The 11472-nt window shown below is 73.8% G+C and carries 13 protein-coding genes and 1 pseudogene; 10 read left to right on the forward strand and 4 right to left on the reverse strand.

The features are described from left to right. Positions 1 to 321: HNH endonuclease signature motif containing protein (locus tag ACFSHS_RS14700; RefSeq protein WP_376877479.1), on the forward strand; the 321-nt coding region annotated here is incomplete at its 5' end. Between the two features lie 58 nt (positions 322 to 379). Here the strand turns inward: ACFSHS_RS14700 and ACFSHS_RS14705 are convergent. The 3 genes from ACFSHS_RS14705 to ACFSHS_RS14715 are packed head-to-tail and all read right to left on the reverse strand — an operon-like array spanning position 380 to position 2380. Beyond that, positions 380 to 1015, reverse strand: a complete 636-nt coding sequence (locus tag ACFSHS_RS14705; protein ID WP_376877482.1) for an alpha/beta hydrolase family protein — start codon at positions 1013 to 1015, stop codon at positions 380 to 382. Beyond that, positions 1012 to 1683 carry an HAD-IA family hydrolase gene (locus ACFSHS_RS14710; RefSeq protein WP_376877485.1) on the reverse strand — a complete coding sequence of 224 codons (672 nt, stop codon included), beginning with the start codon at positions 1681 to 1683 and terminating at the stop codon, positions 1012 to 1014. The genes ACFSHS_RS14705 and ACFSHS_RS14710 overlap by 4 nt, the downstream gene beginning before the upstream one ends. Before the next feature lie 10 nt (positions 1684 to 1693). Further along, positions 1694 to 2380 carry a DedA family protein gene (locus ACFSHS_RS14715; protein ID WP_376877488.1) on the reverse strand — a complete coding sequence of 229 codons (687 nt, stop codon included), beginning with the start codon at positions 2378 to 2380 and terminating at the stop codon, positions 1694 to 1696. Positions 2381 to 2452: 72 nt separating this feature from the next. On the opposite strand from ACFSHS_RS14715, the gene ACFSHS_RS14720 reads away from it, so the two are divergent. From ACFSHS_RS14720 to ACFSHS_RS14730, 3 genes are all read left to right on the forward strand, one after another. Beyond that, a complete protein-coding gene (locus ACFSHS_RS14720) occupies positions 2453 to 3751 on the forward strand; it encodes an amidohydrolase family protein (protein WP_376877491.1) in 1299 nt (432 codons plus the stop codon). A 90-nt stretch (positions 3752 to 3841) separates the two neighbouring features. Continuing rightward, positions 3842 to 4216: an ArsR/SmtB family transcription factor gene (locus ACFSHS_RS14725; RefSeq protein WP_376877494.1), complete on the forward strand. Its 375-nt coding sequence runs from the start codon at positions 3842 to 3844 to the stop codon at positions 4214 to 4216. Further along, positions 4213 to 4698, forward strand: a complete 486-nt coding sequence (locus ACFSHS_RS14730) for an SRPBCC family protein (RefSeq protein WP_376877497.1) — start codon at positions 4213 to 4215, stop codon at positions 4696 to 4698. Before ACFSHS_RS14725 ends, ACFSHS_RS14730 begins: the two co-directional genes overlap by 4 nt. Positions 4699 to 4704: 6 nt before the next feature. On the opposite strand, the gene ACFSHS_RS14735 is transcribed toward ACFSHS_RS14730, so the two are convergent. Then, positions 4705 to 5535, reverse strand: a complete 831-nt coding sequence (locus ACFSHS_RS14735) for an MBL fold metallo-hydrolase (protein ID WP_376877500.1) — start codon at positions 5533 to 5535, stop codon at positions 4705 to 4707. A 73-nt stretch (positions 5536 to 5608) separates the two neighbouring features. Between ACFSHS_RS14735 and ACFSHS_RS14740 the strand changes: the two genes are divergently transcribed. From ACFSHS_RS14740 to ACFSHS_RS14765, 6 genes and pseudogenes are all read left to right on the forward strand, one after another. Continuing rightward, positions 5609 to 7120, forward strand: a complete 1512-nt coding sequence (locus ACFSHS_RS14740) for a TldD/PmbA family protein (protein WP_376877503.1) — start codon at positions 5609 to 5611, stop codon at positions 7118 to 7120. Then, the gene (locus ACFSHS_RS14745; RefSeq protein WP_376877506.1) at positions 7117 to 8505 is read left to right on the forward strand and encodes a metallopeptidase TldD-related protein; all 1389 of its coding nucleotides are present in this window, start codon (positions 7117 to 7119) and stop codon (positions 8503 to 8505) included. The genes ACFSHS_RS14740 and ACFSHS_RS14745 overlap by 4 nt, the downstream gene beginning before the upstream one ends. Positions 8506 to 8571: 66 nt before the next feature. Beyond that, entirely contained in the window at positions 8572 to 9066 is a 495-nt protein-coding gene (locus tag ACFSHS_RS14750; RefSeq protein ID WP_376877509.1) for a sigma-70 family RNA polymerase sigma factor, read from the forward strand. Continuing rightward, a complete protein-coding gene (locus ACFSHS_RS14755; RefSeq protein WP_376877512.1) occupies positions 9063 to 10037 on the forward strand; it encodes a hypothetical protein in 975 nt (324 codons plus the stop codon). Before ACFSHS_RS14750 ends, ACFSHS_RS14755 begins: the two co-directional genes overlap by 4 nt. A 344-nt stretch (positions 10038 to 10381) precedes the next feature. Further along, complete coding sequence (locus ACFSHS_RS14760) at positions 10382 to 10684, forward strand: hypothetical protein (RefSeq protein ID WP_376877515.1); 303 nt, start codon at positions 10382 to 10384, stop codon at positions 10682 to 10684. 330 nt (positions 10685 to 11014) lie between these two features. Continuing rightward, positions 11015 to 11472: pseudogene (locus ACFSHS_RS14765) on the forward strand (C40 family peptidase); the annotation flags it as partial.

Raw genomic sequence — 11472 nt, forward strand, 5'->3', positions numbered from 1 at the left:
TGCCGCCATCCCGGCTGCCACAACGACGCCGGCTGGGCCGACCTCGACCACGTCCTGCCGCACGCCGACGGCGGCCAGACGGCCTGCGAGAACCTCTGCTGCCTGTGCCGCCGCCACCACCGGCTCAAGACCCACGCCCCCGGCTGGCGCTTCACCATGACCCCCGACGGCGTGCTCACCGTCACCACACCCAGCGGCGTCACCCGCACCACCCGACCACCCGGCCTCGCCGACCCCACCGGGCCGGCGTGGACGGACGGACCGGCGTGGCCGGACGGGTCGGCGTCGCCGGAGGCCGAACAGGAACCGGCGCCCTTCTGAACCGCCGGCTGCTCTCGGCGGCGTGGTGAGGGGCGGACGGGTCAGGTCACGCGGCAGTTCAGGGGACGACGAGCAGCTCGGCCAGCCACGACACCGCAGCCGCGGCGACGACGTCGACGTTCTTCTTCAGCGAGTGGTCCCCCGTGACGGCGTACACCGACGCGCCGGGGCGGCCGGCCAGGACCGCGGCGACGTCCGCCGGCGCGCCGAAGGCGTCGGTCTCGCCCTGCACCACGACGAGAGGCACGGGGACGGCGGTGAGCTCGCCCGCGCGGCTCTTCTCCGGCCTGCCCGGCGGGTGGAGGGGGAACGCCAGCGCCAGCACACCCGCGGCCTCCTGCTCGGCCGCCGTCCGGCAGGCCACCCGCGCGCCCGCGCTGCGCCCACCGAGGACGACCGCCCCGGTGAGGACGCCGTCGGTGCGGAGGGAGTGCAGCACCGCGCGCCAGCCCGCGTCCAGGGTCGGCGGCGCCGTGGCGATCCGCTTGCCCGCCACCCGCCACGGCTGCTCCACGCGGACCACGCGCCAGCCGGCCCCTACCGCTTCGGCGGTGACCGCGACCAGGTCCACGGACTCCACGCCGCCCCCCGCGCCGTGCCCGAGGACCAGCGTCCCCCGCACCGCACCATCGGGATCGGTCGTGTGCGCCCGGGCGGGGCCGTGCGGTGTCCCGATCTCGTGGATCTCGCTCATGCAGGGGGAAGGGCCAGCAGCGCCTCGACGACCGCACCGAGGTCGCCACCCGCGACGTGCGGCCGCTCGTACACCGCCGGATACGCGCGCTCGCTGCGTGGGAACCAGGCCCCGGTCAGTCCGGCCCGCTGGGCGCCCAGCACGTCCCAGCCGTGCGCGGCCACCAACGCCATGCGGTCCGGCGCGACGTCGCAGGTGCCCGCGGCCCACAGGTACACCTCCCGCGACGGCTTCCACGCCCGGATGGCCTCGCTCGTCAGCGTGCGCTCCACCAGCGGGGTGACGCCGCCGCGGGCCAGACCGGCCTCGGCCACCCCGGGGGAGCCGTGCGAGAGGGTGACGACCCGGATCCCGGCGCCGGCGAGCCGGCGCAGCGCCGGCTCGACGTCCGGATGCGGGCTCAGCTCCTTGAACGCATCCGCCACGGCCGACCGCCGCTCGTCGGTCAGCTCGCTCTCCTGGGCCAGGGCGGCGTCGAAGGCGTCCCGGAACCGGCACCAGGTCCCGGTCGCGGCGGCGGCGAACCCGGTGAGCAACGTGCGCGCGAAGACGGTCGACAGCAGGGACTCGGCTTCGCCGGCCTCCACCAGCGCCGCGCGGACGGGCGCGAGGTCGAGCAGCGTCTCGTTGACGTCGAAGGCGACGACCTCCGGCCGGGTGCGGCTCATCGGGGATCCCTCAGACCGCGCGGTCCGTGTCCCGCACGCCCACCGGCTGACCGGCGGCTCGCGCCCGGCGGTGCCGGCGGACGTCCTTGACCCGCTTGTGGACCAGGTAGCCGATGCCCAGCGCGAAGGCCGCCACGACCGCGTAGTCCAGGTACTTCAGGTTGTTCTGGATGAAGTCGCCCGCCGCGACCCCCAGACCGATGAGGACGCTGTTCCAGATCAGGCTGCCCCCGGTGGTGAACAGCAGGAACTGCCCGAACGGCATCCTGACGACGCCGGCCGGCACCGAGATGAAACTGCGCACGATGGGGACCATGCGGCCGAAGAAGACGGCCGAGCGCCCGTGCCGCTCGAACCACGCGAAGGTCTTGTCGACGTCCTCGGTCTCCACCAGCGGCAGCCGGTCCAGGAAGGCGTGCGAGCGCCGCGGCCCCAGCGCCCGGCCGACGTAGTAGAAGAAGATCGCGCCGAGGACCGACCCCAGGGTGGCGAAGAGGACGACCGGGACGATCGACATCCGGCCGTCGTTGATCAGCACTCCGGCCAGCCCCAGCACCGCTTCGCTGGGGATGGGCGGGATGACCGTCTCCGCCAGGATGCTGAGGCCCACGCCCACCGGCCCGAGCTTGTCGACCAGGTCGAGCAGGAAGCCGGTGATCCCGCCCTCGTCGGATGTGGCGGCCGCGAGGAGTGACATGGGCTCCACGGTAGAGGCGGCCCCTGCGAGCTGCCGCGCCGCACGCCGAGCGCGGCGCTAGGTTCGGGATCCATGACTCTCCGGTTCACCGCCCGCGCCGTCGTCGTCGGGGACCGCTCCGGCACCGTCGTCCCCGATGCTGTCGTCGACGTGGCCGACGGCCGGATCACCTGGGTAGGGCCGGCGGGCGAGGCCCCGCCCGCCGGCGACGCCGAACTCGTCGAGCTGCCGGGCGTGCTGATGCCGGGCCTGGTCAACACCCACTCCCATGCGCCGATGGTCCTGTTCCGGGGCCAGGGCGAGGGACTGCCGCTCGACCGCTGGCTGGAGGAGGTGATGTGGCCCCGCGAGGCGCGGCTGACCGCCGAGGACGTCGAGGTCGCCATGACCGCCGCGTCGGCGGAGATGCTCGCCAACGGAGTGACCGCCAGCGTCGAGATGTACTTCCATCCCGAGCGGATCGCCGCCGCCGTCCGCACCACGGGCGCCCGTGCGATCATCGCCACCCCGCTGATCCCGCTGCCGGGAATGCCACCGTTCGAGGAGCAGCTCCGGTACGCCGCGAGCCTGGCCACCGGGGCGCCGGAGGACGGAGCGGTCGAGTTCGGCATCGGACCGCACGCCGCGTACACCGTGCCCCTCCCCGTCCTGCGGGCCGCGGCCGCCGCGGCCCGCGAGCACGGACTGCTGCTGCACCTGCACGTCGCCGAGACCGCCACGGAGGGCGCGGACCTGCTGGCCGCCCACGGCCTGTCGGTGCCGGCCCTGCTCGCGGCGCACGACGTGCTCGGGGGCCGCGTGCTGGCCGCCCACTGCGTGCACCTGGACGACGGCGACCTGGACCTGTGGCAGGAGTACGACGTCGCCGTCGCGCACTGCCCGGCCAGCAACGCCAAGCTGGCCAGCGGCATCGCGCCGCTGCGGGCCATGCTCGACCGCGGCATCCGGGTCGGGGTGGGAACCGACGGCCCGGCGTCGAACGACGGCCTGGACCTGCTGGCCGACCTGCGGCTCGCCGCCTCCTTCGCCCGGCTGTCCGGGCGCTCGGCCACGGCGCTGACCGCCGCGGAGGCCTTCTGGCTGGCCACCGGCGGCGCCGCCGACGCGATCGGCCGCACCGACCTGGGCGTGCTCGAGGCCGGACGGCGCGCCGACCTCGTGCACGTGGACACCCGGGATCTCGCGTTCGAGCCGGTCGGTGACCCGGAGGACGTGCTCGCGCACCTCGTCTGGTCGGGCGGCGGACGCCACGTCGCCGACGTGTGGGTGGGGGGACGGCAGGTCGTCCGGAACGGGGCGGCGACGACGGTCGACGCCACGGCCCTGCGGACGGACGTGGTGGCGCGCGCCGCCCGGCTCGCTCGCGGCTGATTCAGCCGAGTGGTTTGTCAACCAGCTGGTTGACAAACCTCTCGATTGAGGACTACGTTGCTTCTCAACCGAACGGTTGAGGAGGATGTGGTGGCGGACCAGCTCTCGCGGGTGTTCTCGGCCCTGGCCGACCCGACCCGGCGGGACATCGTGGCGCGGCTGTCCATCGGCGACGCCACGGTGGGGGAGCTCGCCGCTCCGTTCGACGTCACCGTCCAGGCCGTCTCCAAGCACCTGAAAGTGCTGGAGGACGCCGGACTGGTGAGCCGGAGCCGGGACGCGCAGCGTCGCCCCGTGCATCTGGAGGCGGAGGTGTTCGACCTGATGACCAAGTGGCTCGAGCGCTACCGCCGCCGCGCCGAGGCCCGCTACCGACGCCTCGACGAGGTCCTGAAGTCCATGTCCGACGAACCAGAGGCGGACGACCCACCCGCACCGTCAACCCGGGAAGGAACAGCGTCATGACCAGCACCGCACGCCGCGAGGCCCGGATCACCGCCGACCCCGACGTCCCGCTGATCCGGATCGTCCGTGAGTTCGACGCCCCGAGGGAGTCGGTCTTCCGCGCGCACACCGAGCCGGAACTCGTCGCGCAGTGGATGGGCCCGCGCAGCGTCGAGAACCGCATCGACCGGTGGGACTGCCGCACCGGCGGCTCCTGGCGCTACGTCTCGGTCCACGAGGGTCAGGAGTACGGCTTCTACGGGAGCTTCCACGAGGTCCGGCCCAACGAGCTGATCGTGCAGACCTTCACCTTCGAGGGCATGCCCGACGGCGTCGCCCTGGAGCGGCTGGTGCTCGAGGACATCGGCGGCGGCCGCACGCGGCTGACGGCGACCTCCCTCGTGGACTCCTTCGAGGGTCGGGACGCCTTCCTCGCCAGCGGGATGGAGGTCGGCGTCAACGAGGGCTACGAGAAGCTCGACGAGCTGCTGGCCCGCGGCTGACCTCGCTCAGGCCCGGGCCAGGGAGATGGTGTCGCCGCGCTGCACCGTCCGGATCTCACCGGGCAGCTCGCGGCGGCCCACCTCCGCCACGAAGTCTCCCAGCGGGGACTTGAACCGGCCGTAGTCGTCATAGTGCACCGGCACGGTGACCGGCGGCTTCAGCAGCTCGACGAGGTCCGCGCCCTGCCCGGCGTCCATGGTGACGGTGACGCCGAGCGCCTTCGTGCCGCCCAGGTGCGGGATGAGCACGTCGAGCGGCCCGCAGCGCTCCAGCACCTCGCCCAGGAAGGGCCGGTAGAGGGTGTCGCCGGAGATGTAGCCGCGCCAGGCCACGTCCGGGCCGGCCACCCCGCCCCGCACCAGCTCCACGACGCTGCCCATGACCTGCGGGAGCACCTGGGCCAGGGGGCCGGGGCCGTGGACGCCGGGCACGGAGGTGATCCGCAGGGTGTCGGTCCCGCGCGTGAACTCGTGGGTCTGCCAGGCCCGGAGGTCGGCGGTGCCCGTGAACCCGCGGTCGGACAGGCACTTCGCCGCCTCCGGGGTCGTCACCACGGGGGTCTCCCGGGGCAGCGACTTCGTGGCGATGCGGTCCCAGTGGTCGCCGTGCATGTGCGACAGCAGGATCCCGTCGAGCGCCGGCAGCTGGGTGGGCTGCAGCGCGGGCTCGGTCAGGCGCTTGCTGCGCAGCCCGTAACCCAGGTGGGCGTACTGGCCGCGGTGCAGGAAGTTGGGGTCGGTGAGCAGGGTGAACCCGCCGATCCGCAGCAGCATCGTCGCGGTGCCGCCGAAGGTCATCGTCACGTCGTCGGTGGGCGGCGGGGGAGGCTGGGCCATGGCGCGCCCCTACCCCCCTTCCGCCTCCCGCACCCGCGTCGGCAGGGGGCGGGCGGCTGGTAGACAGGGGTGCGTGCCACCACGCTCCGTCGACGAGTCCTTCCTCGCCCTGCCGCTGTCCGCCCTCACCGACGCCGCGCTCACCCGGGCGGTCGACCTGGGCTGCGAGCACGCCGACATCCGGGTCGAGCGCATACGGACCCAGACGATCAGCCTGCGCGACGCGCGCCCCGAGGCGTCCGTCGACGCCGAGGACCTCGGACTGGCCGTCCGGGTGGTGCACGAGGGCACGTGGGGGTTCGCCGCCGGCGTCGTCCTGACGGCGGCCGAGGCGGTGCGGCTGGCTGAGGAGGCCGTCGCCGTCGCGAAGATCTCCTCGGCGATCAACACCGACCGCGTCGAGCTCGCGCCCGAGCCGGTGTACCCCGACGCCGTGTGGGTCTCCGACTACGACGTCGACCCGTTCGAGGTGCCGGACGCGGAGAAGTCCGGCCTGCTCACCGACCTGTCCGAGCAGCTCCTGGCCGCCGACGGCGTCGAGCACGTGCAGACCCGCTGCATGCACGTCAAGGAGCAGAAGTACTACGCCGACACCGCCGGCACGCGCACCCGCCAGCAGCGGATCCGCATTCAGCCGGAGTTCACCGCGCTCACCGTCGACCGCGCGACCGGGTCGTTCGAGAGCATGCGCACGCTCGCTCCGCCGGTCGGCCGCGGCTGGGAGTACATGACCGGCACCGGCTGGGACTGGCGCGGTGAGCTGGCGGAGATCCCCGAGCTGCTGACGGAGAAGACGAAGGCGCCGTCGGTCGAGGCCGGCCGCTACGACCTCGTGGTGGACCCGTCCAACCTCTGGCTGACCATCCACGAGTCCGTCGGGCACGCCACCGAGCTCGACCGCGCGCTGGGCTACGAGGCCGCCTACGCCGGCACGTCGTTCGCCACCGTCGACAAGCTCGGCACGCTGCGGTACGGGTCGCCACTGATGGACGTCACCGGCGACCGGACCGCCCCGTACGGGCTGTCCACCGTCGGCTGGGACGACGAGGGCGTCGCCGGGCAGCAGTGGGACATCGTGGCGGACGGCGTCCTGGTCGGCTACCAGGTGGACCGGAACATGGCCCGGCTGCGCGGCATGCCCCGCTCCAACGGCTGCGCCTTCGCCGACTCGCCGGGCCACGTGCCGGTGCAGCGGATGGCCAACGTCTCGCTGCGGCCCGATCCGCACGGCCCCTCCACCGAGCAGGTCATCGCCGGGGTCGAGCGCGGCATCTACGTCGTCGGCGACAAGAGCTGGTCGATCGACATGCAGCGCTACAACTTCCAGTTCACCGGCCAGCGGTTCTACCGGATCGAGGGCGGCCGGCTCGCCGGGCAAGTGCGCGACGTGGCCTACCAGGCGACGACGACGGACTTCTGGGGGTCCATGTCGGTGGTCGGCGGCCCGCAGACCTACGTGCTGGGCGGCGCGATGAACTGCGGCAAGGCCCAGCCCGGTCAGACGGCCCCGGTCAGCCACGGGTGCCCGACGGCCCTGTTCGAGGGAGTCAACATCCTGAACACCGTCCAGGAGGCCGGTCGATGAGCCGGCCGGCCGCGCAGGACCTCGTCGAGCAGTGCCTCAAGGCCTCGGCGGCCGACGACCAGGTCGCCTTCGTCGTCGAGACCTCGGAGGCCAACCTCCGCTGGGCGGGCAACAGCCTGACGACGAACGGGTCCATGCGCTCCCGCCGGGTCGTCGTCGTCTCGTTCGTAGACGGCAGCGCGGGGATGGCGGCCGGCACGGTGACCCGCTCCGGGACGCCGGACGTCGCCGAGCTGGTCGCCGCCAGCGAGCAGGCCGCCCGGGACGCCGGGCCCGCGGAGGACGCGGTGCCCCTCGTCAGCGACGTCCCGCCGGGCAACGGGGACTGGGATGCCCCGCCCGCCGAGACGTCGATCGAGGTGTTCGCGGACTTCGCGCCCGACCTCGGCCAGGCGTTCGGCGAGGCGCGCGACCGCGGGGAGCTGCTCTACGGGTTCGCCGAGCACTCCATGGCGACGACCTACCTCGGCAGCTCCACCGGGCTGCGGCTGCGGCACGACCAGCCCACCGGCCGGGTGGAGCTCAACGGCAAGAGCCCCGACTTCAGCCGCTCGGTCTGGGCGGGGGCGGGCACCCGGGACTTCCGCGACGTGTCGGTGGCCGACCTGGCGGCCGAGGTCCGGCGCAAGATGGGCTGGTCGCGGCGCCGCGTCGAGCTCCCGGCGGGGCGGTACGAGACCTTGCTCCCGCCGTCGGCGGTCAGCGACCTGATGATCTACCTGTACTGGACGATGGAGGCGCGCGACGCCGACGAGGGGCGCAACGTCTTCGCCCGGCCGGGCGGGGGCAACCGGGTCGGGGAGCGGCTGGCCGCCCTGCCGCTGACCTTGCGCAGCGACCCAAACGCCCCGGGCCTGGAGACTGCCCCGTTCCAGGTGGTGGGGGCCTCCTCCGGGTCGGCGTCGGTCTTCGACAACGGCATGGCCAGCCCGGCGGTCAACTGGATCGAGGACGGTGTCCTGGCCAACCTGGTCCGTCCGCGGGCGTGGGCCCTCCGCACCACGGCCCCGGCGACTGCCGCCGTCGACAACCTGCTGCTCGAGGACCCGGACGGCACCGCGACCCAGGACGAGATGGTGGCCGCCACCGATCGCGGCCTGCTGCTGACCTGCCTCTGGTACATCCGGGAGGTCGACCCGCAGACCCTGTTGCTCACCGGGCTCACCCGGGACGGCGTCTTCCTGGTGGAGAACGGGGAGGTGACCGGGGCGGTGAACAACTTCCGGTTCAACGAGTCGCCGGTCGACCTGCTCGGTCGGGCGGTCCAGGCCGGCCGGACCGAGCGGACGCTGCCGCGCGAGTGGAACGACTGGTTCACCCGCTGCGCCATGCCACCGATGCGGGTGCCCGACTTCAACATGAGCTCGGTGTCGCCTGCCAGCTGAACGCGCCGTGACCGGTTCGTGACCCTGGGGAGTAAGCGTCCGGGGTCGCGGAGGCGTGTACAGGGCATGACACCCGAGGAGTCCTTCGCCGAGTTCTACGCGGCGCGGAAGGACCCGTGCCTGCGCGCGCTGGTGGCCTCCGGCACCGACCGCGCGGCCGCCGAGGAGGCGGTCGCGGAGGCCTTCGCGCGAGCGTGGGCGAGCTGGCCGAAGGTCAGCCGCCATCCCTCCCCGTCGGCATGGGTCGTGCGCACCGCGCTGAACCACCACGTCTCCCGCTGGAGACGGACCCGGCGGGAGGTCGCGCTGACCGCCGACGTGGCCGCCGCTGCCCAGGGGCGCGCGCCCGACCACGTCGAGCGCGACGACCTCCTCCGGGCGGTCGCAGCCCTGCCCGAACGGCAGCGCCAGGTAGTGGCGCTGCGCGTGTTCCTCGATCTCGACACGAGACAGACCGCCGAGGCGCTCGACCTCGCGCCCGGCACGGTCTCCGCCCACCTGCACCGGGCGCTCACGTCCCTGCGCGCCGCCACCGCTCCCGACCTGGAGGTCTGCTCATGACCACCGACCTGCGCTCCGAGCTCTCCGGCGCCTACGCCGACGTCACCCTCGCCGATCCCCTGGACCAGGTGGTCCGGCGCGGACGCCGCATCCGCCGCGCCCGCCGCGTGCGTCGCGTCGCGCCGCCCCTCGTCGCCGCGGCGGCCGTCGTGGTGGGCGTGACCGTCGTCCAGGGGGAGGACGGCGTCGTCGCCCCCGGACCGATCGAGCTGGTCGGCTACTCCGTGCCGGCCTTCCCCCTGTCGTTCGACCCCGTGCCGGCGGGCCTCGCGGGCCCGTCGTTCTCGCTCGACCCCTCCTTCGAGGAGGTCGGGCCCGGGACGGCCCACGCGGGCTGGAGCGACCCCGACGACCCCGACACCGGCATCGGTCTCTCGGTCCGCTCCGACGGGCCCGGCACCTCCGGCGAGGAGGAGGTCGGCGAGACCGAGATCGCCGGGGAGGAGGCCACCCTCCACCGGACGGTCGTGACCGGCGGGCCCGAGGTGTACTCGGTGGTCTGGGAACGGACCGACGACCAGTGGGTGCGCGTCTTCGGCACCGGTCGGTTCGGGTCCGAGGAGGACGTCGTCGAGTTGGCCCGCCGGGTGGTGGACCGGGCGGCGGGCGTGCCGTTGCAGGTGGGACTCGCGCCCCGCGGGTGGGTGGTGGTCGGCTACAAGGACGACCGGATCCTCACGCTGGCCGACCCCGCGGGGGATCCGGCGACCGAGGGGACCGCGCGCACGCTCAGCGTCCACCTGACGGACTCGCCGAGCGATCCCGCGGACCTGCCGCTCGAGGTGGGGGCCACGGACGGCCGGATGGACGAGGTCAGCGTGCAGGGCCGGCCGGGATACCTCCTGCCGACGGCGGACGGCTGGCTGCTGCGGGCCGCGATGGCCGACGGCACGGTGTTCACCCTCCAGACGCCGGCTGACTTCACGCCGGAGCAGGTGGTGGCGATCGCCGAGGAGGTCCACCGGCCGTGACGACCGGCCCGGCGCCGACGCGTGATCCCATGCGCGGCGCCGGGCCGGGGACCGGATCGGAGGCCGGGCCGGACCCATCCGTCACACGCGTCACCGGAGCGCCTGCGGGCGGTGCAGATCCCACAACGGCCGTGCCCGACCCTGGTAGGTAATGACGGCGACGACGCGTGCTGAGCCAATTACGGTCAGTACCCGGCAAGCGTCACTGCCGAAACCGACCTCGGACGAATCTCCCGGATCGCCATTCAGGACCGCGCGAATCCTGCCGATATCCCGTCCAGGTTCATCCGCAACGCGCACACGGGTCCCGCACTCCGTACGGGGCCGTCGAGGGGAGGACTCCCGTGACCAGGAGTCGCAAGCCGTCCGTCTTCCAGGTGGGCAAGGTCCGGGACGACGGCCGCACCGTCGTCATCTCCGGCTGGGGTCTGGGGCTCTGCGCCTCCGGCTGCGCCTGCCACCGTCACCCCGTCGCCGGGCACCTGGCCATCGCCGAGGACCAGGCCGGCGGCCGCCTCGGCCTCGCCAGCTACCGCGAGGACGGCTGCGACTGCTGCGAGCCGTGGACCGCCGAGGAGCTCTCGGCGGTCCTGCGCGACCTCGAGACGGTCGCCGGCCTGCAGGCCCAGGAGCCCCTCGCCGGCTGAGGAAGAACCCGTCGCCCCGCAGCCCTCGCTCCGCCTCCTGCTGGGCCCCTGCGACGGGGACGTACTGCCTGCCCCCTCCGACCGCAGTCGACGATGTGCGCCCAGGGCGCATTCCGCGAACCGGAATGCACCCTGGGCGCACATTCGTGTCGGCGTCGGGAACGGGCGGGACGAATGGTCGCCCCGGGGTCGGTGTGGCGGGTGTGGCGCGACCGCCCACGGGAACCGCGCGCCCTCCACTACTTGTCGAGACCGAATACCTACCGTCCGTCCTGACGCGCATGGAACGGCCCCTTCCCCGGGTCCGGCGCAACCCGACGGAGGCCGACGGTGCAGTCCCCACGCACGACGGCCCGGCGCCGCACCCGCGCCGTGCTCGCACTGGGCGCCGCGCTCGTCGCCGCGGCCACGGGCCTCCTCGCGCCGTCAGCGGCGCTCGCCGATCCGACCACCTCCGCGCAGGCGCGGGCGTTGATGCAGGAGGCCGCGCAGCAGCTGACCGTCATCGACGAGCAGCTGCACGAGGCCGAGCTCGTCGTCGCCGGGCAGCAGAGGACCGCCGCCGAGGCCGCCGGGAAGGCCGCGGCGGCGCAGGCGGCGCTGGACGTCTACGCGCCCCGCATCCGCGCCATCGTCCAGAGCGGGTTCACGGCCGAGAACCAGTCCCGGGTGGCTGCGTTCCTCACCAGCGAGTCCGCCGACGAGCTCGTCCGCCAGATGACGACGCTGGACATGATCGCCGCCCATACGAGCGCCACCATCTCCGAGGTGGCCGCCGCCCGGGCCGC

It is taken from the genome of Blastococcus deserti (assembly GCF_042682525.1).
Lineage (GTDB): Bacteria > Actinomycetota > Actinomycetes > Mycobacteriales > Geodermatophilaceae > Blastococcus_B > Blastococcus_B deserti.

What these genes read in the sequence shown, in the direction of transcription:
- ACFSHS_RS14755 (WP_376877512.1), top strand. Translation starts at nt 9,063, where the DNA reads ATGACCACCGACCTGCGCTCCGAGCTCTCCGGCGCCTACGCCGACGTC.
- ACFSHS_RS14710 (WP_376877485.1), bottom strand. Translation starts at nt 1,683, where the DNA reads ATGAGCCGCACCCGGCCGGAGGTCGTCGCCTTCGACGTCAACGAGACG.
- ACFSHS_RS14720 (WP_376877491.1), top strand. Translation starts at nt 2,453, where the DNA reads ATGACTCTCCGGTTCACCGCCCGCGCCGTCGTCGTCGGGGACCGCTCC.
- ACFSHS_RS14735 (WP_376877500.1), bottom strand. Translation starts at nt 5,535, where the DNA reads ATGGCCCAGCCTCCCCCGCCGCCCACCGACGACGTGACGATGACCTTC.
- ACFSHS_RS14750 (WP_376877509.1), top strand. Translation starts at nt 8,572, where the DNA reads ATGACACCCGAGGAGTCCTTCGCCGAGTTCTACGCGGCGCGGAAGGAC.
- ACFSHS_RS14745 (WP_376877506.1), top strand. Translation starts at nt 7,117, where the DNA reads ATGAGCCGGCCGGCCGCGCAGGACCTCGTCGAGCAGTGCCTCAAGGCC.
- ACFSHS_RS14705 (WP_376877482.1), bottom strand. Translation starts at nt 1,015, where the DNA reads ATGAGCGAGATCCACGAGATCGGGACACCGCACGGCCCCGCCCGGGCG.
- ACFSHS_RS14730 (WP_376877497.1), top strand. Translation starts at nt 4,213, where the DNA reads ATGACCAGCACCGCACGCCGCGAGGCCCGGATCACCGCCGACCCCGAC.
- ACFSHS_RS14715 (WP_376877488.1), bottom strand. Translation starts at nt 2,380, where the DNA reads ATGTCACTCCTCGCGGCCGCCACATCCGACGAGGGCGGGATCACCGGC.